A 23,804-nucleotide genomic window follows, 5' to 3' on the forward strand; every position below is an offset into this window, starting at 1 on the left:
TTTGTAATCTGAAAGTAATATAGTTTAGATATAATTTAGTATATTTTTTCAAAGGAGCATTAATGAAAAAAAGAACAAAAATTTTAGCAACTTTAGGCCCAGCAAGTCACACTATAGAGATGATTGAAGGTTTAATAAAAGCTGGTGCAAATATGTTTAGATTGAACTTTTCTCATGGAAGTCACGAATATCACTTAGAAACTTTAAATAATATTAAAACAGCTATGAAAAACACTGGAAAAACAGTTGGTATTTTACAAGATATTTCAGGACCAAAAGTAAGAATTGGTGATTTAAAAGAGCCATTTTCTTTAACAAGAGGAGATATTTTAACTTTTGTAAAAGATGAGATAGTTGGTTATAAAAAAGCAGATAAAGAATATATTGTATCTATAAACTATCCAGATATTTTAGGGAAAATAAAAGTTGATGAATATATATATTTGTATGATGGAACAATTAGAGCAAAAGTTATAAAAGTTGGAGATGAAGTACAAGCTAGAATTGAAAATAATGGAACATTATCATCTAAAAAAGGTGTAAATTTCCCGAATACTGTAATTGACATTGATGTAATTACAAAAAAAGATGAAAAAGATATAGCTTGGGGAATTGAAAATGAAGTAGATTATTTTGCGATTTCATTTGTTCAAAATGCAAGAGATATGAGAAGAGCTAGAAGCCTTTTAAATGGATATAGAGGAAAATTAATTGCAAAAATTGAAAAATTTGATGCAGTTGCAAATATCGATGAAATTATAGAAGCAAGTGATGGATTGATGGTTGCAAGAGGAGATTTAGGAATTGAAGTTCCATATTATGATGTTCCAACTATTCAAAAAATGCTTATTAAAAAAGCAAACTTAAAAGGAATTCCAGTTATCACAGCGACTCAAATGCTTTTATCAATGACTCAAAATGAAAGAGCTACAAGAGCAGAAATTTCTGACGTTGCTAATGCTGTTTTAGATGGAACTGATGTAGTAATGTTAAGTGAAGAGAGTGCTGTTGGAGAAGATCCAGTAAATGTTGTTGATACAATGCATAATATTATTGCAAAAACTGAAGGTATTTATGATTATGACAAACAATATAAAATGTCATATTTAGATGAATTTGATGTTATTCAAGCAACAGTTACAAAACTTGCAGATGACTTAGGAGCTGATGGAATTTTAGCACTTACAAGTTCAGGAAAATCGGCTGTTAAAATGTCAAGATATAGACCAAAAACACCTATTTATACATTTACTCATAAGAAAAAAGTGCTTAACTCTTTAACTGCTATTTGGGGAATAGAACCAGTTGCAGTAATAAAAGAAGCTCAAGCATCTAAAATGTTTCAAAAAATGTTAAAAAACCTTGATCAAAAAGGTATTTTAAATAGAAAAGGTATTTATGTAGCTACTGTTGGTTATCCAGTTGGAATGCCAAGAAGTACAAATACTATTAAAATTTTAACTCCAAGTGAAATAGAATATTACTTTAACTTTGAAGCAAATAGAAAAAAAGAGAAAGAAGAGAAAAAATCTAAATAAAAAGAGAGATTTCTCTTTTTATTTTTTGATTTTATCAAGTGCAGTTTGAAGTCTTTTAAATCCTTCATCAATTTCTGCTTTTGATATAGTTAAAGGTGGTAAAAATCTTAGAGTATTATTTCCAGACTTAAGCACCATAACGCCACAATCAAATGCAGTTTTGATTAAAAGAGCTAAAGTATCACCATCTTTTACTCTTAATCCTCTCATAAGTCCTAAACCAACATGAGTTATAAAAATATCTTTATTTTTTTCATAAAGTTCATCTAATTTTTTTGTGAAGTGAATAATAGTTTCATCTAATCTTCCACTATCTTTTAACTCTTCTAAAATATTTAAAACTTCAAGTCCTGTTGATGTAACAAGATAGTTTCCTCCAAAAGTACTTCCATGGTCACCAGCACCCCAAATATCTTTATGAGTTGTTAAAACTGCACCTATTGGAACACCACCACCTAAACCTTTTGCTAAAGTTATAATATCTGGCTCAATTTCATAAAGGTTAGAAGCTAAGAACTCACCTGTTCTAAAAATTCCTGTTTGAACTTCATCAACTATTAGTAAAATATTATTATCTTTTAGAAATTTTGCTAATTCTTGAATCTTATCTTTTGGAAATGGAAAAACTCCACCTTCACCTTGTACAAGTTCTATCATAACAGCAACTGTTTCATTATCAATTGCATTGTAAACATCATCAATAGCATTAAATGAAAAACCTTCTGGATAAGGAGCAAATTTATTTTGGTGAAATGAACTTTGTCCTGTTGCTTTAACTGTTGTTATTGTTCTTCCATGAAAAGAATTTTCTAAAGTTATGATTTTATATTTTTTATTTTCAAATTGTGTTTCGCCATAAGTTCTAGCTATTTTAATTGCACCTTCATTTGCTTCAGCACCACTATTTGAAAAAAATGTTCTTACATCATAACCACTTAATTCTCTTATTTTTTTTGCTAGTTTTGCTTGAGGTTCTATTGCATATAAATTTGAAGTGTGAGTTAGATTTGAAGCTTGTTCAAAAATTTTTTGTGCAACTTGCTTATTTCCATGACCAACACTAACTACTCCAATTCCTGAAGTAAAATCTATATAATCTTTGTTATTATCATCAAACAAAGTTGCATTTATACCTTTTTTGAAATTTACATAATTTCTAGCATAAGTATGAAGTACATACTCTTTGTCCATCTGTTCTAAATTTTCCATACCATTTTCCTAATACGTTATTATTTTTGATGAATTATATCTATAAAAGAGTTAAAGAATTACTCTATTATAGCTTCTTTATAATATCTATTTAAATCGAATAATCCATATTCTAAAGGATTTGATTTTTTAAATTCATCATTAAACCAATCATAAACTGTCCAAAATTGTGGATTAGCCCTATTTATTACATAATCTTTAATTTTTTCTTTATCTTCTATGTGCTTTGAATAATTTTTTATTAAATCAAAAAAATCACCTAAATCATTTTGTTTTACAACAACAAACATATTTGGATAAGAACTAATAAATCCTTCAATAAAATCTATATCATCTTTTGTAGGATCTAGCCTTGAATCTTCATCAAACATCAAAGCAACATTTTTATGCCATCTATTTATTACCATTGAGTATATTAAATTTTCACCATTATTCATTTCAATTTTGATTAAAATACTATTTGCATCTCTTTGTGTAAAGTGTTTTATAACATCAACACTATTTGGAGTTGCAAGAGATTTTAGTGTATCTTCAATCTCTTTTTTTGTATTATAAACTTTTTTAAGAGGTGTTGGTTTGTACCAATTTTCTAAAAAATTTATATGATCTCTTTTTGTATTTGTATAATCCAATACCATATTTACAAACTCATATTTATAATCAGTTGAATAATATTTTATATTTGTTTCATTATTTGAAGGTGTATAAACTGTAAGATATTGAGCTAACCAACCTTCATACCAAGAGTTAAAATAGTTTAATCTACTTTTTTGAGGTAAAAATTCTAAAAAATTACTTTCACCTTCAACTCTTAATCTATCCATATGAGTTCGTACTAATAACTGATGAGCAGTATTTCCAAATACATCAAATCCAGCAACAAGAGAGTAATAAATTCTCTCTAAAAGTGGGAAGTCAATTACCCAAAGAGTTTTTGGAATACTTCCTAATGCTCCATAATGAAGTGATGCTGAATCAAAATGCCTATATACAGTTAAAATAGAGTCGTTCTTTTCACTTTTTCTTATATATTCAAGTTTCATTCCATCCGGATAATACTTTTTATAGATTTTTGCTCTATATTCTTCATATTTTTTAGTATCTTCTTCTCTTCCTAAATTTTTAAAAGTTTCATAAAGACTAGGGTCTTCACCTAATTGATTTGGAATACTAAGTGCTTTAAAATTATTTTTTAAAAAGTTTTTATCTTTTACACTTAAATCATAATTTGGGTTTAAAAACATAACCCAAAAGTGATCTTGTATAACATTGAGTGCTATTTGTCCTTTGCAAACAGGTCCTTTAATAAAAGTATTGATTATAAAATATATATCTTCAAGTAAAAACTTATATCTACTACTTGCAGGAATTTGTTTGAATACTTCAAGAGCATTTGGAGCTAAGCTTATATCATATGATGGGATATATGGTTCTTCCTCCCAAAGAGGTTTTATAAAAATGTCATTATAAAATTTTAATTTTTCATCATCAATTTTAAAAACCATATGCGTTTTATGAACTATTGTTGATTCGATTTTTTGTAATCTATAATAAAATGGTTCTTTTACTTCGTCATAAGGAAATCTCGTAGGAATTATTTTAGGTTTTTGTCCTGTTGGTGTACTTGAACGGATAAGTTCAAAGAAATTCCCACTTTTTTCATCAAAATAAATATGCGCTAAAAATAGGTGTTCATATATATATCTTGCAGTTACTTTATGTTTTATATCAGGAGTATTTAAAAAATCTTCAAATTTTTTAATTTGAGCATTTTCAAAAGCAGTAAAAACTCCTTTTTTTGTATCATCAATAGCACCACTATCAAGCCAAGTCATTAAAAGATTATATTCATCTTTTTGTAAAGCTGGAAAACCATACGGCATACCTTTATGAGGATTATCATCAAAAAATTCTTCTAATTCATCTTTATTTTTTACACAAGTAAGTTCGTCAGTTTCAGGTGAATATGCTCCTAAATTTAAAGGATTAACTTCTTTTTGAAAAAGATATTGCATCATAATAGAAGCATTTGATTCTTCCAATTTATCAACCATTGAACTAAAGCCTTTTTTTCTCCAACTAGAAGTATTTAGTGCATCAACAAAAAGTCTAGTTGGATTTGCAGCATTTATTCTATTTGCATAAACATCAGCTTTTGAACTTCCTCTATCAAGTCCATCAAAAGAGTCAAGTTTTAACTGACATGGTGAGTTGTAACATGAGTGACAAGATACACATCTACTATCTAAAATAGGTTTTATATCTTTTGAAAAGGATATTTTTTTATCTACTTTATCATACTTTACTGGTTCAAGAGGTTTTACAGAACAAGCAGCAAAAAATAGTGAAAAAATAAAAATAAGTACAATTTGAAATTTCATAAAAAATCCTAGAAGTATTAGTAATATTCATTATACAAAAAATTTTTTTTTAAAGTGCTTTTTGATAATATCCAAACTAAAATTAAAGGAAAAATATGCAACATCTTATCAGAACTTCAGATTTTACAAAAGAGGAAATTTTAGATATTTTTGAAGATGCAAGAGGTTTTTTAGATTTTAAACCTTGCGAAATCTTAAAAGGTAAAATTATAGTAACTTTGTTTTTTGAAAACTCAACAAGAACAAGAAGTTCATTTGAAATTGCAGCAAAAAGATTGGGAGCTGAAATTGTAAACCTTGATGTTGGAACTTCATCAACTAAAAAAGGTGAAACAATGTATGATACAGTTGCAAATATAAACGCGATGGGACCAGATGCTATTGTTATTCGACATAGCGAATGTGGATTACCTGAAAGTTTAATTGGTTATGTTGATTGTCCTATTATAAATGCAGGTGATGGAAGACATTCTCATCCAACACAGGCTCTTTTAGATTTATTTACAATTTATGAACATTTTAATGGACAAACTGAAGGTAAAAAAATAGCAATTGTTGGAGATGTTAGAAACTCAAGAGTTGCAGGAAGTAATAGAAGACTTCTTCCTAGATTTGGAATAGATGTAAATTTAGTTGCTCCTGATTGTTTTAAATATGAAGGAAATGAATTTAAACAATTTAACACAATAGCAGAAGTAATTGATGATATGGATGTTGTTATGAGTTTAAGAAGTCAATTAGAAAGACATAACATAACTTATTTTGAATCTTTACAAGAGTATGCAAAAGATTTTTGTATAACACCTGAATTAATGGAAGGAAGAGACTTCTTACTTTTACATCCAGGACCAGTTAATAGAAATATTGATATTAGTGATGAAGTTTTAAAAGATCCAAGATGTAAAGTTTTAGAGCAAGTTAGAAATGGAGTTGCAGTAAGAGCAGCAATACTTAAAAAGTTAATTTTAAATAATAAAAATTGAATAAAAAGATAATAGAAGAGCAGATTAATAAATTTGGCTTTGAAAAAGAGCCATTTTTATTTTTAATCTCTTATGATTTTAAAAAATTCTATATAGAAAAACTCTCAAACCTTTCAAATCAAATCAAATATGAAATAAATCAAAAAGAGACAAAAAGTAATAAAAGAGTAGATTTAGAAAAATTTCCTATAACTTTTGAAGAGTATAAAAAAAAGTTTGATGTTTTACAAGAAGAGATAAAAGAAGGCAATAGTTATCTTTTAAATCTTACAGCAAAAACGAAAATTAAAACAGCACTTAATTTAGAAGAGATTTACAAAAATACAAAAAGTATGTTTAAACTAAAAGTTCATACCAAAGATGATAATTTTGTATGTTTTAGTCCTGAAAAATTTGTAGAGATAAAAAATAGTAAAATTTTTACTTATCCTATGAAAGGAACTATTGATGCAAATATAAAAGATGCAAAAATAAAGATTTTGGAAAATCAAAAAGAGTTAGCAGAACATACAATGGTTGTTGATTTACTTAGAAATGATTTAGGAATAATTGGTTCAAATGTAAAAGTTGAAGATTTTAGATATGTGGATATTATAAATGCAGGAAATAAAGAACTTTTACAAGTAAGTTCAAAAATCTCTGCAACTTTACAATCAAATTGGCTTGAAACTTTAGGCACAACTATTATTTCGCTTCTTCCAGCAGGAAGTATAACAGGAACACCAAAGAAAAAAACAGTTGAAATTTTGAAAAATGTAGAGAAGTATGAAAGAGAGTTTTATACTGGAATTTTTGGAATATTTGATGGAAATAGTTTTGATAGTTATGTTTTAATAAGATTTATTGAAGAAAAAAATGGTGAATTATTTTATAAAAGTGGCGGAGGAATAACTTGTGACAGTGATGCTTTTTTAGAATATGAAGAACTTCTTGATAAAATTTATTTACCATTTTAATTTATCCTACTTTTTTCCTTTTTTTTATTATTAGAATTTTAAAAATAAAAAAAGGATAAATTATGAAACAAACAGCTTTATTATTAGTAGATTTTCAAAATGACTATTTTAGTACATTTGAAGGTGCAAAATTTGAATTAGAAGGAACAGAAAAGGCTTCTTCTAATGCTTCAAAAATATTAGAGTTTTTTAGAAAAAATGAAGGAAAGATTATTCACATAAAGCATGAATCTGCAAAAGGTGCTTCTTTTTTTGAAATAGGAACACAAGGTGTAAATATTCATAAAAGTGTAGAACCAAAAGAGGATGAAATTGTCGTAACAAAGAATTTCCCAAATTCATTTAAAGATACAAATTTAAAAGAAATTTTAGATGAAATAAATATAAAATCACTTATTATTGTAGGAGCAATGTCTCATATGTGTATAGATGCAACAACAAGAGCAGCAAAAGATTTTGGATATGAATGTACAGTTATATCTGATGCAACTGCGACAAGAGATTTACAATTTGGTGATATAGTAGTTCCATCAAAATATGTTCACGCATCTTTTATGGCAGCATTAGAGTTTGCTTATGCAAAAATCAAAACAACGACAGAAATTTTAAAAGGATTTTAAAATATTGAAATTAAGTAATTTACTTGTTCTTTATGTTTATGATAAAAAAGCAGATGAAGAAATAGTGACACTATTAAATAAAGAGTTCAAAAAAGTCTTTTTAGCTGCCAATTTTAAAGAAGCACAAAATAGTTATAAAAAGTATTCACCTTGTATTATAATAATTGAAGACACTTTTAAAGATAGAAAGATGGTAGATTATTTACAAGAAATTAGAAAAATTGATATGAAAACAGCAGTTATTATTTTGACAAATAATGAAACGAATTTATATAGTTTGGAATTAATTGAGTTATATATTACAAAATATATTATTACTCCTTACAAAGAAGAGGTTTTATACTCTTCTTTACTAAAGTGTTTGGATGTTATTGAAAGTAGAATTTATAGTAATGTAAAACTAAAAGATAATGTTTTTTTTAACTTCCAAACACAAAGTATAATAAATGAGGGTGAAATTATAATTTTGAATAAAAAAGAGACTATTTTGATGAATCTTTTTATTCAAAATCCAAATAGAGTAATTACTTACGAAGAGTTAGAATATCATATTTGGAATGGCGAAGTAACACTTGCTGCATTGAAGTCATTGATTAGAGATTTTAGAAAAAAGACTTATAAAACTATTTTAAAAAATTATTCAGGAATAGGATATAAGTTAAATTTAGAAAAATAAGATTTAGGAAAATAATTTGGAAAGTATAAAATATTTTGAAACAATCAAATGTGAAGATTTTGAAGTTTTTAATTTAGATTACCATCAAAAAAGAGTTGCAAACACAATAGGTTTAAATATAAATCTACAAGAGTATATTAATCCAATTTCAGAAGAATTATTAAGATGTAAACTCATTTATGATGAAAATGGAGTTGTTGATGTTTTATATTTTCCTTATAAAAAAAGAGAGATAAAAAGCTTTAAAATCATTTTTGATAATGAAATAGAATATTCAAAAAAGTATTTAAATAGAGCAAAACTAGATGAGTTATATGAAAAAAGAGATGATTGTGATGAGGTAATTATCATAAAAGATGGAATAGTTACAGATACAACAATTGCAAATATTGCTATATTTTATGAAAATTCTTGGATTACTTCAAAAAATTGTTTATTGGGCGGAACTACAAGAGCAAGATTGCTTGAAGAAAAAAAATTGTTTGAAAAAGATATAACTTTGGATATGTTAAAAAATGCTTCAAAAGTTGCTTTAATGAATGCAATGATAGGTTTTGATGAAATAAAAAATTTTAAAATCAAAGAAGAGATTTAACTCTTCTTTAAAAAGCAAGTAAGAAGTACAATTTTTACTCCGTTTACTCTTCCTTCTATTTGTTCAGGATTTGAAGTTAGCGAGATATTTCTAACTGCAGTTCCTCTTTTTGCAGTAAATCCAGCACCTTTTACTTCTAAATCTTTGATGATTGTAACTGTATCACCAGCTTGTAAAATAACTCCGTTTGAGTCTTTATGAACTATTGAATCATCAATAGCTGAAATACCAGCATCTGCCCAAGCTTTTTCTTCATCTTCTAAATACATCATATCAAGTGAATCTTGATTTCCAAGTTTTTTTAACATTCTATATGTTGCTACTTTTACTGCTGGAATTTCGCTCCACATTGAATCATTTAAACAAAACCAATGATTAGCATCTATTTTTGAATCATCTTCAAATTGCTCTTTGCATTTAGCGCACAAAAGTACACATTGATCAGCACTTCCATCGCTTGGTGAGATTTCATATACACTTAAATCATTAGGAGATTTACAAAGTTCACATGAAGACTCACTTCTATTTATTAGTTCTTGTTCTACGCTCATAATCACCTCTTTTTAAAAAATAAGCCTCGATTATATCACAATTAGTTATAATCCTTTATGAAATATTTAAGCCATTATCCAAAGCATCTGCAAGAGCAAGTTCAAAGTTTGTGTGAAAAAAATCAACTAACTTCTTATATAAAATCAAAATATCCAAGTTCTCATTCTTATACAAGTGATAAAGCCTTATATGATTATGTAATGGATTTTAAAAATGAATATTTTAAAAAATATCAAATCTCAAAAGTATTATATGATGGGAAAATAAATGTTATAAACAATGCACTTGGGATGCACACTTTTGTTTCAAGAGTTCAAGGCGGAAAATTAAAATCAAAAAATGAAATAAGAGTTGCAACTATTTTTAAAAATATGCCAGAAGAGTTTTTAAAAATGATTGTTGTTCACGAATTATCTCACTTTAAAGAAAAAGAACACAATAAAAGTTTTTATGATATGTGCTGTTATATGATGCCAAACTATCATCAAATGGAGTTTGATTTGAGAGTTTATTTAACACACATTGATAAGTTTGGAAAGATTTATTAAACTAAAAGGTATAAATAATAATGGAATTTACAGTTGAGATATTTTTGCTTCTTTTTTTTGTAGCTTTTATAGCAGGACTAATAGATACTATTGCTGGTGGCGGTGGATTATTAACTATACCTACACTTTTATATGTTGGAATATCACCTGCTGCTGCACTTGCAACAAATAAACTTCAAGCAACTTTTGGTTCATTTACAGCAGCAATGTATTTTATAAGAAAAAAAATGGTTAATATCAAAGAGATAAAATTGATGCTTATATTTACTTTTTTAGGAGCTATTTTAGGTGTATTTACTCTTTTACAAATTGATGCTTCTATTTTAAAACAAGTTATTCCAATTTTACTTATAATAATTGGATTTTATTTTTTATTTTCTCCTAGTGTTGGAGCAATTGATAAAGAAAAACGAATCTCAATTATAGTTTTTAGTTTTACATTAGCTTTTGGTGTAGGTTTTTATGATGGCTTTTTTGGTCCAGCAACTGGTTCATTTTTTGCAATAGGATTCATCGCTTTATTAGGATTTAATTTAACAAAAGCAACAGCACATGCAAAGGTATTAAATTTTGTTAGTAATATATCTTCTTTGTGTTTTTTTATGTTTTTTGGCAAAATCTATTGGAGTATTGGATTATGTATGGGAGTTGGACAAATATGTGGTGCTTTAATAGGTGCAAGATTAGTTCTTAAAAATGGACAAAAGATTATTCGACCAATTATTGTTATTATCAGTTTTGCAATTTCTATTAAACTATTCTTCTCATAAATTGATTTAAATCATTAAAATAGAGTAATTTTTTCATTAATATAACTTTTCAATTTAAAAAAAAGTTATAAAATGAAAAGATTTTTTAAACAATTTAAAAAAATAAATTCCGAAAATTTAGATAAATCAAATATGTTTTGGTCATGGATTGGTTCATTTCTAGGAATTTTTGCAATTTCATATTTTCATAAAAATTTTTTAGATGATACAGATTTGACTTTAGTTTTAGGTTCATTTGGTGCAAGTGCTGTTTTAATTTATGGAGCAGTTAATTCACCTCTTGCTCAGCCTAAAAATTTAATTGGTGGACATATTATTTCAGCTATTATTGGAGTTATATCTTTTAAATTATTTTCCCAAAATATGTTTTTTGCAACTGCTTTTGCTGTGTCAACTTCAATTTTAGTTATGCAATTAACTCTTACTTTACATCCACCAGGTGGTGCAACAGCATTAATTGCAGTAATTGGAAGTGAACAAATACATGAATTAGGATTTTTTTATGTTTTGATTCCTGTTACTTCAGGAGCTTTTATTTTATTGATTATTGCGATGATAGTAAATAATATACCAAATAATAGAGCTTATCCAGAATCACTTAAAATATTTCTAGATAAGCATTTTAGTAGGAAAAAGTAATTTTAATAAAGTACAACTTTTATACTATCTAAGCCTTTGTAATTTGCAAATTCATCAATCAAATTTGCAAGTTGTAAAACATCACCATTTCTCATTCTAATACAACCAGCAGACTCTTTTGTACCAATTGTTTTCTCATTTAAAGTTCCATGGATTCTATATGTACTTTTTCCATCAACTATATGAGTAAGGTTTATTTTTGCTGCTCCCATATAGTTATATTTATGACCAGAAGGAACAACTTTTGGCAAAATTATTCCTCTTTTTTCAAAACTTTTTAAAGTATCTTCTGTTGGATACCAAACAGGATCTAATGAAACTTGAGAGATTTTACCAACACCAAATGGTTTTTTTACACTGTCTTTTCCTGTTGAAACAATATAAGTTTGTATATCTTTTAAATGATTATTAATTTTTGCTTTTACTTTCATAATATTTGTAGCTGAATCAACTTCTATAATCATTTGTTGAAAATTTTGAACATTTGTTAAATCATTATTTATAGGTTTTATAACTTTTTTTTCATAACTTTTTATAGGATGTTCTATTTTATTTGCTTTATCAAATTCATCCATACTTATTTGTTTTAGTTCTTCTTTATCATTTTCATCTAAGCTATCATCATCTTCTTCTGAGTCATCGATATTATTTTGATTTGATACTTCTTGAGTTTGTTTTATCTCTTTTTTTTCTGCTGGTTTATTTTCACTATAAGGATAAAATCCAACTAATTCTAAATTATCAGGTATTGCAGAGACAAGAGGAATTAGTGATTCTTGATTTTCAATTTTTTTAGGTTCTTTTTTTGTCTCTTCTTGTTTTACTACAATCTCTTTTATTTCTGATTTAATATTTTGAGTTGGTTGTTCATTTACATCAATATATAGTTTTCTTTTATTTATCTGTTTTACAATTTTTTCATCAATTTGTTTTATAAAAGGATTTTGTTGTTTTACATAAGGCGAAGCATTTCTTATCGTAACTTTTGCTATTTCTTTATCTTCATAAATATTTAGGTATGTATGAAATTTATTATTTTCTTTTACAATAAAAACATCACCAATTGTTTTTTCAAAAATATTCTTTTTACAAGCTAAAGCATTTTCCAAATTTGAAGTCGTACAAACAGATATTGTATATTTTTCATCTTGTGCATATACGAATAAAGTGCAAAAAATAGGTAATATAAGTAGAATTTTTCTAAGCATAATTTTCTTTCTTTAAATTTTTTTGGTATTTTACTCTTAAATTGATATAAATTTATTTATATAGGCAAATTATGTTAGAATAAATCTAATTTTAAATTTTATAAGGATTATTTATGTTTATAGAAGATGATTTTATTGAACTAAATTCAAAATTTTATACGACTTGTAAACCAACTTCAAGAATTGTAACTTTACTTAGTGTTCCAATTGTACTTTTTATAGCGGTTTTACTTTGCTACATAGGAGTTTTTCCTTTAAATGTAGAAATTCATAGTGTAATTTTAATTGGAATTATACTTTTTATTTATCTATTTTTTGTAAAACACAACGCTTATTATGTTTCTTGTAAGTTTAAAACTCAATATGAAGATTTGGCATATAATTTAAAAGAGTATATAAATAACAATCTTTTAACTATTGGTGAAACAACAAAGGCAAATGGAAGTGTTGATGATTTTTTACAAGACTATACGAGCAATATTAGAAATACAAACTTGTCAACTATTGCAAGTGGAATATTCCCAACATTAGGTATTTTAGGAACATTTATTTCTATTGCTTTATCTATGCCAGATTTTACTGCTGGAACAACACAAGCTTTAGAGTCTGAAATTACAGTTTTACTTGGTGGTGTAGGAACGGCTTTTTATGTTTCTATTTATGGAATTTTTTTATCTATTTGGTGGATATTTTTTGAGAAATTTGGAATGAGTAGATTTGACCATGATAGTTTTGTGATAAAAGAGAGTACAAAAAGTTTCTTTTGGACAAGAATCGATATTGAATCAATTCATATAAAAAGTAATTTAGATAACTTTACAAAAATGAGTAATGTATTCAATCAATTAACATCAAGTGATATTTTAGAAACAATCAATAATTCAATAGAAAGAAGATTTAAAGCTTTAGATGAATTATTAAATAAAGAGTTGATTTTATCTTCAAAACTTGATGAAAATATACAAATGTTAAATAGCATGTCAAAAGATATAAGTTCTACACTAAATAGTTTTGAAAAACAAAAAAATCTATATACTTTAAGTGCAGAGTTATTAAATGCAAATATTATAAAACTAAACTCTCATATGGATAATTTAAGTAGCGAAAATCTAAAATCAATATATACAAATATTGTAAAAAGTATTGAAACTATGAAAAATGATATGGAAAAAATTGAGTGGAAGTTTAAAAAAGAGATTGATGAATATGATGAAAAAATAACACATAAATTACAAAATTCATTAGAATTGATTGATGTTGAAACATCAAAAATTGTAAAAGATTTGAGTGAATTTAAAGAGTTATCAAAGTAGTAAAAAATGTATAAAAAAAATCAAAACAATGATGAAAACTTTTGGATATCTTATGCCGATTTAATGGCAGGATTACTTTTTGTTTTTATTTTAGTAATTGGAGCTATTGTTATAAAATATGTTTATGCTCAAAGTAGTTTAGAAAGTAGTGAAGAAGCAAAATCTCAACTTTTTTATGAATTGGCAAAAACAAAAAATCTATATGAATCAACAAAAGATGAACTAGATAAAGCAAAAAATCAGATAAATTTAAAACTCAGTGAAATAGAAAAATTAAAAGCTTTATTATTAGAATATGAGCTTAATTCTAAAGATGAAAAAGATAAAAGTGAAAAACTAGCTTTAGAGCTTAGTGAAAAAACAAATTTGATTAGCCTAAAAGATGACGAACTAAAACTTCTTGCTGATAAACTTTTGGTGCTAACACAAGTTCATCAAAAAATGGTTGAAGAGTTTGATATAGCAAAACTAAAAATCAAAACTTTAACTGGTATAAAATTAAATGTTATATCAAAACTTAGAGAAAAACTTGGGAAATCTATAAATATAGATGAAAAAAGTGGTGCAATTAAATTTTCTTCAAATATTTTATTTGACCAAAACTCTTATATATTAAAAGAAGAATCAAAAAAAGAGTTAAGTACAGTTTTAAAACAGTATTTAAATACTTTACTTGATGATAAAGAGATAAAAAAATATATAGAAAGTATTACTATTGAAGGTCATACAAATAGTGATGGAACATATTTGAGTAATTTACAATTGTCTCAACAAAGAGCACTTGCAGTTATGCAGTTTTTATATGAGTCAAATATTATTGATAAAAAACTTTTAGGAACTTATGTAAATTCTAGTGGACGTTCATCTTCTGATTTGATTTTAAAAGATGGAGTTGAAGATAAAGATGCTTCAAGAAGAATAGAGATTAAATTTACTATAAAAAATGAAGAAGCTATGAAAGAGATTCAAAATTTTTTAGGTGAGAAAAAAGAGTGAAAGAGTATCTTTATAAACCAACAAATCTTGAAGAGTTATCAAAAGATATAAGTTCAAAGCTTGAAAAAAAGAAATTATCTTTTTTTCAAAAGCTTTTTAGATTTATTTTCCGTCGATAAAATCTTCTATATTTTTAGCAACCATATTTACAAGTCTTGTTCTAGCTTCTATACTTGCCCATCCAATATGTGGAGTTAATAAAAGTCTATTTTTATTTTTTACTTTTAAAAGAGGATTTGATTCTTCTATTGGCTCTTTTGAAACAACATCAATTCCACAATAAATCTCTTTTTCATCAATAAGTTTTGCTAAATCATTTTCATTTATAATTCCACCACGACCAAGATTTAGTAAAATTGCTCCATCTTTCATATTTTTCATATTTTCATAAGTTAAAAGATTTTTTGTATTTTCATTTAAAGGTGCATGAATAGAGATAATGTCACTAGTTTTAAGTAATTCTTCTAAACTTATACTTTTATATTCACTATTACTATTTTTTCCACTTGTTGAATAATATACAACTTCGCAATCAAAAGCTTTAGCTTTTTTTGCAAAGTTTCTACCAATCTCTCCAAGTCCAATAATTCCAACTCTTTTTTTATCAAGTTCAAAAAATGGCTCATCAATATGAGTAAATAGTTCACTTTTTTGCCAATTTCCTTCATCTACATATTTTTTATAATAATTTAGTTTTTGTACAAAATATAAAATCATTGAAAATCCCACTTGTACAACGCTTGAAGTTGAATATCCAGCAACATTTTTAACTGCTATGTTTTTTTCTTTTGCATATTCTAAATCTACATTATTCATACCAGTTGCTGTTATACAAATAAGTTTAATATTTGAATTATCTATTTCATTTTTTCCAATAACTACTTTATTTGTAAGAACAATATCAGCATTTTTTACTCTTTGTGTTGTTTCATTTTCTTTTGTAGAATCATAAGATGTAACATTTCCAAATTTTGAAAAAATATTAACATCAATATCAAATCCTAAAGTTGCTCTATCTAAAATAACTATTTGCATTTTTTATCCTTTATATTAATTTCTTTTTTGTCCTGATTTTGGCAAACTAACCTCTTTTTGTAAATCAACACTTAGGTTATTATAAAACAGTTCACCATAATTTGTCTCACGATTTATAGTTTCATAGGCTTGTTTTATATTATTGTTATATTTTAGAGCATCTTGAAGTATTTTTATAATTTTAACTGATTCTAAAAAATTCACATGACTTGGTGCTTCAATAGGTGAACTATAATATTTATGCATTCTTTCAACTAAACTTTTATTCCTAATTTCTATAAAAACAGATTCAATAGGAGATTTAAAAAATAGAATCTTTTGTTTGACATTTATTGAAATATATGTTGTTTCCATTCCATAAATTTTTCTTGAAAATGAATCAAATAAAAAGAGTTTTTTATTGTAATTATTATTAAACAGTTCATAAATTAATTCTAAGATTTTTATCTTTTCTTCTCTTGTAAAAAAGTTTCCAATACTTGCAAAACAGAAACTTAAGATTGATTTTATCGAATACCACTCAGTTGTATCATAATCATATCTTAACATTTGATCTATTCTTTCTTGTTTTAATTCTTCTATATCTGCACTTGTACCATTTTTGTACACTTTTTGTACGGCACTATCCCTATACATTGGTCCAGGAAATTGTGCTTGGATTACAAATCTTCTATTTTTTTCATGTTCAATTATATATTTTAATCTTCCTTTATAGTCTTCATCAATAATTCTTACTTCTTTTTGTGGAATTTGAGTGATAGATTTTAAGAACTCTTCACCATAACAGCCATCTTCCCAGATATAATCAGGATATCTGAAAATCTGACAAATTTTGTCCTTTACTTCTTTATTTGGTTCTATGTCTGTTACGCTATCAATCCACGATGTAACAGTTCTTCTGTCTTTATTTATCATTGAAGCAAATTTAGAAATACTTAAATTTGACCTTTTAAATATTTCCAAAAACTTTTCTATAGAATTTTTATAGTTCATTAATAAAACCTTAAAATTAAATTTTAGTTATTGTACCATTTTTATTCATAAAACATAATTTTTGTACATTTTATAAGATATAAGAAATAAGTTGTAAATTTACTAATAAAATAGTGCAATACTACTAAATACAAATCATGTATAATCATATTCAACTTAATTTTAAAGGATGTGTGTATGACAAGCGCAGGAAAAAGATTTAGAGAAGCTTTAAAACAAGAATCTCCATTACAAATTGTAGGAACAATCAATGCTTATCAAGCATTACAAGCTACAAAAGTAGGGCATAAAGCTATCTACTTATCAGGTGGAGGAATTGCAAATGCTTCTTACGGTTTACCAGACTTAGGTATGACAATGTTAGAAGATGTATGTATTGATATTAGAAGAATTACTTCTATTTGTGATACTCCATTAATCGTTGATGCTGATACAGGTTGGGGACATGCATTTAATATCGCTAGAACTGTAAAAGAGTTCATTAGATATGGTGCTGCTGGACTTCATATTGAAGATCAAGTTGCTGCAAAAAGATGTGGACACAGACCAAATAAAGAGTTGGTTTCAACAGAAGAAATGTGTGATAGAATCAGAGCAGCAGTAGATGCTAAAAAAGAGTTAGACCCAGATTTCTACATTATTGCTAGAACTGATGCACATGCAAGTGAAGGTCAACAAGCTGCTATTGATAGAGCAAAAGCTTATGTTGCTGCTGGTGCTGATGCTATTTTTGCTGAAGCAATTCACACTTTAAAAGAATATAAAGAATTTACTGATGCAGTAAAAATTCCTGTATTAGCAAATATTACAGAATTTGGTGCAACACCAATGTTTACAACTGAAGAATTAGCATCAGTTGGAATTGATATGGTACTTTACCCATTATCAGCATTTAGAGCGATGAATAAAGCTGCATTAAATGTTTACCAAGAATTAAAAGATAAAGGTACACAAGAAGCAGTTATTGACACAATGCAAACAAGAATGGAATTATATGATATGTTAAATTATCATTCATATGAACAAAAAATGGACGAACTATTTTCAAAAGGAAAAGCAAAATAATTTTGCTTTTTGACCAATAGAAAATTTAAATTAATAAGCTTAACTAAGGAGAGAATATGAGTACTGAAACAACATTTAAACCAAAAAAATCTGTAGCACTTTCAGGTACAGCAGCAGGAAATACAGCTATTTGTACTGTTGGAAAAAGTGGAAATGATTTACATTATAGAGGATACGATATTTTAGAATTTGCTGATAAAGCTGAATTTGAAGAAATTGCATACTTAATTGTACATGAAAAATTACCAAATAAAGAAGAATTAGCAGCTTATAAAGCTAAACTTAAATCTTACAGAGATATTCCTCAAGGTGTTAAAGTAGCTCTTGAGCAATTACCAAAAACTTGTCATCCAATGGATGTTATGAGAACAGGTTGTTCAGTACTTGGTGCTTTAAACCAAGAAAAAGAAGAACATCCAAAAAATGAAGCTCAAGATATTATTGATAGATTAATGGGATCATTTTCTTCTATTTTATTATATTGGTATCACTTTGCATATAATGGAAAAAGAATTGATGTTGTAACTGACGATGATACTGTTGGTGGACATTTCTTACATTTATTACATGGTGAAAAACCAAGAGAATCTTGGGTAAAAGCAATGCACGTATCTTTAATTCTTTATGCTGAGCATGAATTTAATGCTTCAACTTTCACTTCAAGAGTAATTGCTGGAACAAATTCAGATATGTATTCTTGTATTACAGGTTCAATTGGAGCATTAAGAGGTCCAAAACATGGTGGAGCAAATGAAGTTGCATTTAGAATTCAAGAAAGATATAAATCAGCTGATGAAGCAGAAGCAGATATCAGAGCAAGAATGGCAAGAAAAGAGATTATTATAGGATTTGGACACCCAGTTTATAGTATCTGTGATCCAAGAAACGTAGTAATTAAAAAAGTTGCTAAAGATTTATCTGATGAAAATAAAAATACGTTAATGTATGATGTTGCTGAAAGAATTGAAACAGTTATGTGGAATGAAAAGAAAATGTTCCCAAATCTTGACTGGTTCTCTGCTGTTTCTTATAACCAAATGGGAATTCCAACAGATATGTTTACTCCAATATTTATTATCGCAAGAGTTACAGGATGGGGAGCTCACGTTATTGAGCAAAGAGAAGATGGAAAAATCATTAGACCATCAGCTACTTATACAGGACCTGAAGGTTTAAAATTTGTTCCTTTAGAGCAAAGATAAAACCTAAAATACTTTAAAATATTCTAGTGCCACTTTGGCAAACAATATCAAGGATGAGATTTACTCATCCTTTTAAATACAAAACTAAATGGATATAAAAAATGACAAATGAAAAATATCTTAAACAATTAGATGGTTTAGATGTTAAATACTATGATGTAAAAAGTGCTGTTGAAGATATAAAAGCAGGTTCTTTTGCAAAACTAAATTATACTTCAAGAGTTTTAGCTGAAAACTTATTAAGAAAATGCCCAAGTGCAGATTTAAAAGATTCATTAATTCAGTTAATTGAAAAAAGAACAGATAAAGATTTCCCTTGGTATCCAAGTAGAGTTATCTGTCACGATATTTTAGGACTTACTGCTTTTGTTGATTTAGCAGGTCTTAGAGAAGCTGTAGCTAAAGAAGGCGGAGATCCACAAAAAGTTAATCCAGTTGTTCCTACACAATTAATCGTTGATCACTCTTTAGCAGTTGAATGTGGTGGATATGATCCAGATGCTTTCCAAAAAAATAGAGATATTGAAGATAGAAGAAATGCAGATAGATTCCATTTTATTAATTGGGCAAAAGAAGCATTTAATAATGTTGATGTTATTCCTCCAGGTAATGGGATTATGCACCAAATCAACTTAGAAAAAATGTCTCCAGTTGTTCATAATATTGATGGTATTGCATCTCCTGATACATTAGTTGGAACAGATTCACACACTCCTCACGTAGATGCACTTGGTGTTATTGCTGTTGGTGTTGGTGGATTAGAAGCTGAAAACGTTATGTTAGGAAATCCTTCATATATGAGAGTTCCTGAAATTATCGGTGTTGAAATAACTGGTACTAGAGCAGCTGGAATTACAGCTACTGATATCGCTTTATCTTTAACATCATTTTTAAGAGAAAACAACGTAATTTCTGCATATTTAGAATTCTACGGAAGTGGAATTAAATATTTAGATTTAGGAGATAGAGCAACTATTTCTAATATGACACCAGAGTATGGTGCAAGTGCAGCAATGTTTGCTATTGATAATAGAACTATTGATTATTTAAAAATCACAGGACGTGAAGCAAAACAAGTTGAATTAGTTGAAAAATATGCAAAAGCAAATGGTCTTTGGGCAGATTCTTTAAATGAAGCAACTTATGCAAGAACTTTAAAATTTGATTTATCAACTGTAACAAGAAGTTTAGCAGGTCCTTCAAAACCACATAAATTAGTTCCAACTTCAACTTTAGAAGCTGAAGGTATTACTAAAAAAATTGAAATTACAAATGATGTAATTCCTGATGGTGCAGTTTTAATTGCGGCTATTACTTCATGTACAAATACTTCTAATCCAAGAAACGTTGTTGCAGCTGGATTATTAGCTAAAAAAGCAAATGAATTAGGTTTAACAAGAAAAAGATGGGTTAAATCTTCATTAGCACCAGGTTCAAAAGTTGCTGAATTATATTTAAAAGAGTCTGGATTACTTCCTGAACTTGAAAAATTAGGATTCGGAATTGTTGGATTTGCTTGTACAACTTGTAATGGAATGAGTGGAGCATTAGATCCAAAACTTCAAAAAGAAGCAGCTGATAGTGGAGTTTACACAACAGCAGTTTTATCTGGAAACAGAAACTTTGATGGAAGAATTCACCCATTTATTAAAGAAGCATTTTTAGCTTCACCACCACTTGTTATTGCTTATGCAATTGCAGGAAGTATTAGATTTAATATTGAAACAGATGTTTTAGGTAAAGACAAAAATGGAAATGATATTAAATTAAAAGATATTTGGCCAAGTGATGAAGAGATTGATGCAGTTGTAAATAGTGCAGTTAAACCTGAAATGTTTGGAAAAATTTATGATCCAATGTTTGCTAGAAATGGTTTAGGTGCAAAAAAAGCTGAACCATTCTATAAATGGAATACTAAATCTACATATATTAATAAACCTCCTTATTGGGAAGATGAATATATGCAAATGCCAGCATTAAAAAATATGAGACCATTAGGTGTGTTCCCTGATAATATTACAACAGACCACTTATCTCCATCAAATGCAATTTTACCTACTAGTGCTTCTGGTGAATATTGTATAAAAATGGGATTACCAATTGAAGATTTAAACTCTTATGCAACGCATAGAGGGGATCACCATACTGCATCAAGAGCAACTTTGGCAAATCCAAAACTGTTCAATGAAATGGTAAAAGATGAAAATGGTAATGTAAAACAAGGAAGTTTAACAAAAATTATGCCTGAAGGTAAAGAATCTAGAATGTGGGAAGCAATAGAAACTTACACACAAAGAAAACAACCTTTAATTATTATTGCTGGAACAAACTATGGACAAGGAAGTTCAAGAGACTGGGCAGCAAAAGGTGTAAGACTTGCTGGTGTTGAAGTTTTAATTGCTGAAAGTATCGAAAGAATTCATAGAACTAACTTAGTTGGAATGGGAGTTTTACCATTACAATTTAAAGAAGGTGAAACAAGACATACTTATGCTATTGATGGAACTGAAGTATTTGAAATCGTTGGAGATATTACTCCAAGATGTGATTTAACAGTTGTTATGACAAGAGCAAATGGAGAAGTTGTTAAATTCTCTGTATTATGTAGATTAGATACTTCTGCTGAAGTTGAAGTTTACAAAAATGGTGGAATTTTACAAAAATTCGCTAAAGATGTTATTGCATCAAAATAATTTTTAAGAGAGTATAAAAGCTCTCTTAAAATTTTTTAAAAAGATAGAAAAATCTTTTTGAAAAGTTTTAAAATATTAGGAGTAAGAATATGAGTTATGAGCCACAAATGAGAGTTAAAGCAACATATATGAGAGGTGGAACTTCAAAAGGAACATTTTTTAATATAGCAGATCTTCCAAAAGAAGCACAAGAAGACAAAGTAAAAAGAGATAAACTTCTTCAAAGAATAGTTGGAAGTCCAGATATTTATAAACAACAAATGGATGGTATGGGAGGAGCAACTTCTTCTACTTCTAAAGCAATACTTGTAGGAAAATCAACTGTACCAAACCATGATGTTGATTACTATTTTGGTCAAGTTGCAATAGATAAAGATTTTATGGATTGGAGTGGAAATTGTGGAAATTTAAGTTCAGCTGTTGGACCTTTTGCTATTCATGAAGGTTTAGTTGATAATGTACCACAAAATGGTGTTTGTTGTGTAAGAATTTGGCAAGCAAATATTAAAAAAACAATTCTTTGTTATGTAACAATGGTTGATGGACAAGTAAAAGAGATGGGTGATTACTATATTGATGGTGTTGCTTTCCCTGCTGAAGAGATTTTATTAGAGTTTGCAGAACCTGTTGATCCAAGTGAAGAATTATTTCCTACTGGAAATTTAGTAGATGATTTAGAAGTTCCTGGAATTGGAACATTTAAAGCAACTATGATAACAGCAGGAATTCCTACAATATTTTTAAATGCTGCTGATATAGGATATAAAGGAACAGAACTTCAAGCTGATATTAATAGTGACGCTGAAGCTCTTGCAAGATTTGAAAAAATAAGAAGTTACGGTGCTTTAAAAATGGGTCTTATAAGTGATTTAAAAGAAGCAGAGACTAGACAACATACTCCAAAAATTGCATTTGTTGCTCCAAAAAGTGATTTTACAACTTCAAGTGGAAAAGAAGTAAAAGCTGATGAAATAGATTTACATGTAAGAGCTTTATCTATGCAAAAACTTCACCATGCTATGATGGGAACAGCTTCTGTTGCAATTGGTGTTGCAGCTTGTATTGAAGGAACTTTAGTAAATTTAGCTGCTGGTGGTGGAGAAAAAACTGCCGTTGAGTTTGGGCACCCATCAGGAACACTAAAAGTTGGAGCAGTTATCAAAAAAGAAAATGGAAAATATATAGTTGATAAAGCTACAATGAGCCGAAGTGCAAGAATCATTATGAAAGGTGAAGTTTACGCACCTGCTGATATTATGAAATAAATATCAATAGTTTAGAAATACAGGAGATAGAGTTTTCTATCTCCTTTTTTTATTTAATTTATAAGGAATAAGTTTGAGAGATATTATAAAGCTAGGATTATTAAGCCTAATCATTTCATTAACGTTTACAGCTTGTATGGAAGACAATCCAGAAACAGTTACAAAAAAATATATGGAAGCTTTAAAAGATGGAAATTTCAATGAAGTTTCTAAAGTTGTAAGTGAGGATATGAAAAATAATCTATCAAATAATATATTTGTAAATTGTATAATAAATCCTGAAATCAAAGATGAAGTTATACCAAAATTAGAAGAGAAAAAAATTGATATTGATGAGTACAATAAGCTTACTTTAGATAAAAAAACTAAAATTATAAATGAATGTTTTAAACATTGGAGTAAATCTTTGGAAAATGTATCTTCTTATAAAATTTTATTTTCAAAATTAAATGAAAAATCAAATGATGCTATTGTAAGTGTAGAAGTAAAACTTAAAAATAGTGAAATTAAACAAGAATTTATAAGTCTAAAAAGAATTGATAATGAGTGGAAAGTTATAGAGTAGTA

At 27.5% G+C, this 23,804-nt stretch carries 23 protein-coding genes; 17 read left to right on the plus strand and 6 right to left on the minus strand.

Annotated elements, in window-relative coordinates; all coding sequences use genetic code 11:
- The first annotated feature begins 62 nt into the window (after window positions 1-62).
- Window positions 63-1,538 carry a pyruvate kinase gene (gene pyk / locus CKV87_RS01295; protein WP_012012117.1) on the plus strand — a complete coding sequence of 492 codons (1,476 nt, stop codon included), beginning with the start codon at window positions 63-65 and terminating at the stop codon, window positions 1,536-1,538.
- A gap of 18 nt (window positions 1,539-1,556) precedes the next feature.
- Here the strand turns inward: pyk and CKV87_RS01300 are convergent, their stop codons facing one another.
- Both CKV87_RS01300 and CKV87_RS01305 read right to left on the minus strand, forming a co-directional pair.
- Window positions 1,557-2,747 (minus strand): aspartate aminotransferase family protein, encoded by a 1,191-nt coding sequence (locus CKV87_RS01300; RefSeq protein ID WP_012012118.1) that lies wholly within the window; start codon window positions 2,745-2,747, stop codon window positions 1,557-1,559.
- Window positions 2,748-2,806: 59 nt separating this feature from the next.
- Complete coding sequence (locus CKV87_RS01305; RefSeq protein ID WP_012012119.1) at window positions 2,807-5,128, minus strand: fatty acid cis/trans isomerase; 2,322 nt, start codon at window positions 5,126-5,128, stop codon at window positions 2,807-2,809.
- Between the two features lie 95 nt (window positions 5,129-5,223).
- Here CKV87_RS01305 and CKV87_RS01310 point away from each other — a divergent pair, with 95 nt between their 5' ends.
- From CKV87_RS01310 to CKV87_RS01330, 5 genes are all read left to right on the plus strand, one after another.
- Complete coding sequence (locus CKV87_RS01310) at window positions 5,224-6,111, plus strand: aspartate carbamoyltransferase catalytic subunit (protein WP_012012120.1); 888 nt, start codon at window positions 5,224-5,226, stop codon at window positions 6,109-6,111.
- Window positions 6,108-7,067: an aminodeoxychorismate synthase component I gene (locus tag CKV87_RS01315; RefSeq protein ID WP_012012121.1), complete on the plus strand. Its 960-nt coding sequence runs from the start codon at window positions 6,108-6,110 to the stop codon at window positions 7,065-7,067. The genes CKV87_RS01310 and CKV87_RS01315 overlap by 4 nt, the downstream gene beginning before the upstream one ends.
- Before the next feature lie 62 nt (window positions 7,068-7,129).
- On the plus strand, window positions 7,130-7,687 hold the full coding sequence (locus CKV87_RS01320) for a cysteine hydrolase family protein (RefSeq protein ID WP_012012122.1): 558 nt from the start codon (window positions 7,130-7,132) through the stop codon (window positions 7,685-7,687).
- A gap of 4 nt (window positions 7,688-7,691) precedes the next feature.
- Window positions 7,692-8,363 carry a response regulator transcription factor gene (locus tag CKV87_RS01325; protein WP_012012123.1) on the plus strand — a complete coding sequence of 224 codons (672 nt, stop codon included), beginning with the start codon at window positions 7,692-7,694 and terminating at the stop codon, window positions 8,361-8,363.
- A gap of 16 nt (window positions 8,364-8,379) precedes the next feature.
- Window positions 8,380-8,958 carry an aminotransferase class IV family protein gene (locus tag CKV87_RS01330; protein ID WP_012012124.1) on the plus strand — a complete coding sequence of 193 codons (579 nt, stop codon included), beginning with the start codon at window positions 8,380-8,382 and terminating at the stop codon, window positions 8,956-8,958.
- Here CKV87_RS01330 and CKV87_RS01335 read toward each other — a convergent pair.
- Window positions 8,955-9,509 (minus strand): PhnA domain-containing protein, encoded by a 555-nt coding sequence (locus CKV87_RS01335; RefSeq protein WP_012012125.1) that lies wholly within the window; start codon window positions 9,507-9,509, stop codon window positions 8,955-8,957. The genes CKV87_RS01330 and CKV87_RS01335 overlap by 4 nt on opposite strands.
- A gap of 57 nt (window positions 9,510-9,566) precedes the next feature.
- Here CKV87_RS01335 and CKV87_RS01340 point away from each other — a divergent pair, with 57 nt between their 5' ends.
- The 3 genes from CKV87_RS01340 (at window position 9,567) to CKV87_RS01350 (ending at window position 11,467) form a co-directional block, all read left to right on the plus strand.
- A complete protein-coding gene (locus CKV87_RS01340) occupies window positions 9,567-10,058 on the plus strand; it encodes a YgjP-like metallopeptidase domain-containing protein (protein ID WP_012012126.1) in 492 nt (163 codons plus the stop codon).
- Window positions 10,059-10,078: 20 nt separating this feature from the next.
- Complete coding sequence (locus CKV87_RS01345) at window positions 10,079-10,828, plus strand: TSUP family transporter (RefSeq protein WP_012012127.1); 750 nt, start codon at window positions 10,079-10,081, stop codon at window positions 10,826-10,828.
- A gap of 72 nt (window positions 10,829-10,900) precedes the next feature.
- Window positions 10,901-11,467: an HPP family protein gene (locus tag CKV87_RS01350; protein WP_012012128.1), complete on the plus strand. Its 567-nt coding sequence runs from the start codon at window positions 10,901-10,903 to the stop codon at window positions 11,465-11,467.
- Window positions 11,468-11,469: 2 nt separating this feature from the next.
- Here CKV87_RS01350 and CKV87_RS01355 read toward each other — a convergent pair whose 3' ends face one another.
- Entirely contained in the window at window positions 11,470-12,675 is a 1,206-nt protein-coding gene (locus CKV87_RS01355) for a L,D-transpeptidase (protein WP_012012129.1), read from the minus strand.
- A gap of 113 nt (window positions 12,676-12,788) precedes the next feature.
- Here CKV87_RS01355 and CKV87_RS01360 point away from each other — a divergent pair, with 113 nt between their 5' ends.
- The 3 genes from CKV87_RS01360 to CKV87_RS11790 are packed head-to-tail and all read left to right on the plus strand — an operon-like array spanning window position 12,789 to window position 15,103.
- On the plus strand, window positions 12,789-13,988 hold the full coding sequence (locus CKV87_RS01360) for a MotA/TolQ/ExbB proton channel family protein (RefSeq protein ID WP_012012130.1): 1,200 nt from the start codon (window positions 12,789-12,791) through the stop codon (window positions 13,986-13,988).
- 6 nt (window positions 13,989-13,994) lie between these two features.
- Window positions 13,995-14,984: an OmpA family protein gene (locus CKV87_RS01365; RefSeq protein ID WP_012012131.1), complete on the plus strand. Its 990-nt coding sequence runs from the start codon at window positions 13,995-13,997 to the stop codon at window positions 14,982-14,984.
- Window positions 14,981-15,103 (plus strand): hypothetical protein, encoded by a 123-nt coding sequence (locus CKV87_RS11790; protein WP_004510328.1) that lies wholly within the window; start codon window positions 14,981-14,983, stop codon window positions 15,101-15,103. Before CKV87_RS01365 ends, CKV87_RS11790 begins: the two co-directional genes overlap by 4 nt.
- Here CKV87_RS11790 and CKV87_RS01370 read toward each other — a convergent pair.
- Together CKV87_RS01370 and CKV87_RS01375 are read right to left on the minus strand one after the other, a co-directional pair.
- Window positions 15,087-16,019, minus strand: coding sequence for a D-2-hydroxyacid dehydrogenase (locus CKV87_RS01370; protein ID WP_012012132.1), 933 nt, complete (start codon window positions 16,017-16,019; stop codon window positions 15,087-15,089). The two genes, CKV87_RS11790 and CKV87_RS01370, sit on opposite strands and share 17 nt — an antisense overlap.
- A gap of 15 nt (window positions 16,020-16,034) precedes the next feature.
- Window positions 16,035-17,012 carry a hypothetical protein gene (locus CKV87_RS01375; protein WP_012012133.1) on the minus strand — a complete coding sequence of 326 codons (978 nt, stop codon included), beginning with the start codon at window positions 17,010-17,012 and terminating at the stop codon, window positions 16,035-16,037.
- Between the two features lie 177 nt (window positions 17,013-17,189).
- On the opposite strand from CKV87_RS01375, the gene prpB reads away from it, so the two are divergent.
- The 5 genes from prpB to CKV87_RS01400 all read left to right on the plus strand — a co-directional run bounded on the left by prpB (window position 17,190) and on the right by CKV87_RS01400 (window position 23,802).
- Window positions 17,190-18,077: a methylisocitrate lyase gene (prpB, locus tag CKV87_RS01380; protein WP_004510331.1), complete on the plus strand. Its 888-nt coding sequence runs from the start codon at window positions 17,190-17,192 to the stop codon at window positions 18,075-18,077.
- A gap of 56 nt (window positions 18,078-18,133) precedes the next feature.
- Window positions 18,134-19,279, plus strand: a complete 1,146-nt coding sequence (gene prpC / locus CKV87_RS01385) for a bifunctional 2-methylcitrate synthase/citrate synthase (RefSeq protein ID WP_004510332.1) — start codon at window positions 18,134-18,136, stop codon at window positions 19,277-19,279.
- A 101-nt stretch (window positions 19,280-19,380) separates the two neighbouring features.
- Window positions 19,381-21,972, plus strand: a complete 2,592-nt coding sequence (gene acnD / locus CKV87_RS01390) for a Fe/S-dependent 2-methylisocitrate dehydratase AcnD (RefSeq protein WP_004510333.1) — start codon at window positions 19,381-19,383, stop codon at window positions 21,970-21,972.
- Window positions 21,973-22,061: 89 nt separating this feature from the next.
- Complete coding sequence (gene prpF, locus CKV87_RS01395; protein ID WP_004510334.1) at window positions 22,062-23,237, plus strand: 2-methylaconitate cis-trans isomerase PrpF; 1,176 nt, start codon at window positions 22,062-22,064, stop codon at window positions 23,235-23,237.
- 73 nt (window positions 23,238-23,310) lie between these two features.
- Complete coding sequence (locus tag CKV87_RS01400; protein WP_012012134.1) at window positions 23,311-23,802, plus strand: DUF4878 domain-containing protein; 492 nt, start codon at window positions 23,311-23,313, stop codon at window positions 23,800-23,802.
- The last annotated feature ends 2 nt before the right edge of the window (window positions 23,803-23,804 follow it).

It is taken from the genome of Aliarcobacter butzleri (assembly GCF_900187115.1).
Taxonomy (GTDB): Bacteria; Campylobacterota; Campylobacteria; order Campylobacterales; family Arcobacteraceae; genus Aliarcobacter; species Aliarcobacter butzleri.

What these genes read in the sequence shown, in the direction of transcription:
- CKV87_RS01305 (WP_012012119.1), bottom strand. Translation starts at nt 5,128, where the DNA reads ATGAAATTTCAAATTGTACTTATTTTTATTTTTTCACTATTTTTTGCT.
- CKV87_RS01335 (WP_012012125.1), bottom strand. Translation starts at nt 9,509, where the DNA reads ATGAGCGTAGAACAAGAACTAATAAATAGAAGTGAGTCTTCATGTGAA.
- pyk (WP_012012117.1), top strand. Translation starts at nt 63, where the DNA reads ATGAAAAAAAGAACAAAAATTTTAGCAACTTTAGGCCCAGCAAGTCAC.
- prpC (WP_004510332.1), top strand. Translation starts at nt 18,134, where the DNA reads ATGAGTACTGAAACAACATTTAAACCAAAAAAATCTGTAGCACTTTCA.
- prpB (WP_004510331.1), top strand. Translation starts at nt 17,190, where the DNA reads ATGACAAGCGCAGGAAAAAGATTTAGAGAAGCTTTAAAACAAGAATCT.
- CKV87_RS01370 (WP_012012132.1), bottom strand. Translation starts at nt 16,019, where the DNA reads ATGCAAATAGTTATTTTAGATAGAGCAACTTTAGGATTTGATATTGAT.
- CKV87_RS01310 (WP_012012120.1), top strand. Translation starts at nt 5,224, where the DNA reads ATGCAACATCTTATCAGAACTTCAGATTTTACAAAAGAGGAAATTTTA.
- CKV87_RS01340 (WP_012012126.1), top strand. Translation starts at nt 9,567, where the DNA reads ATGAAATATTTAAGCCATTATCCAAAGCATCTGCAAGAGCAAGTTCAA.
- CKV87_RS01345 (WP_012012127.1), top strand. Translation starts at nt 10,079, where the DNA reads ATGGAATTTACAGTTGAGATATTTTTGCTTCTTTTTTTTGTAGCTTTT.
- CKV87_RS01300 (WP_012012118.1), bottom strand. Translation starts at nt 2,747, where the DNA reads ATGGAAAATTTAGAACAGATGGACAAAGAGTATGTACTTCATACTTAT.
- acnD (WP_004510333.1), top strand. Translation starts at nt 19,381, where the DNA reads ATGACAAATGAAAAATATCTTAAACAATTAGATGGTTTAGATGTTAAA.
- prpF (WP_004510334.1), top strand. Translation starts at nt 22,062, where the DNA reads ATGAGTTATGAGCCACAAATGAGAGTTAAAGCAACATATATGAGAGGT.
- CKV87_RS01350 (WP_012012128.1), top strand. Translation starts at nt 10,901, where the DNA reads ATGAAAAGATTTTTTAAACAATTTAAAAAAATAAATTCCGAAAATTTA.
- CKV87_RS01360 (WP_012012130.1), top strand. Translation starts at nt 12,789, where the DNA reads ATGTTTATAGAAGATGATTTTATTGAACTAAATTCAAAATTTTATACG.
- CKV87_RS01355 (WP_012012129.1), bottom strand. Translation starts at nt 12,675, where the DNA reads ATGCTTAGAAAAATTCTACTTATATTACCTATTTTTTGCACTTTATTC.
- CKV87_RS01375 (WP_012012133.1), bottom strand. Translation starts at nt 17,012, where the DNA reads ATGAACTATAAAAATTCTATAGAAAAGTTTTTGGAAATATTTAAAAGG.
- CKV87_RS01365 (WP_012012131.1), top strand. Translation starts at nt 13,995, where the DNA reads ATGTATAAAAAAAATCAAAACAATGATGAAAACTTTTGGATATCTTAT.
- CKV87_RS01320 (WP_012012122.1), top strand. Translation starts at nt 7,130, where the DNA reads ATGAAACAAACAGCTTTATTATTAGTAGATTTTCAAAATGACTATTTT.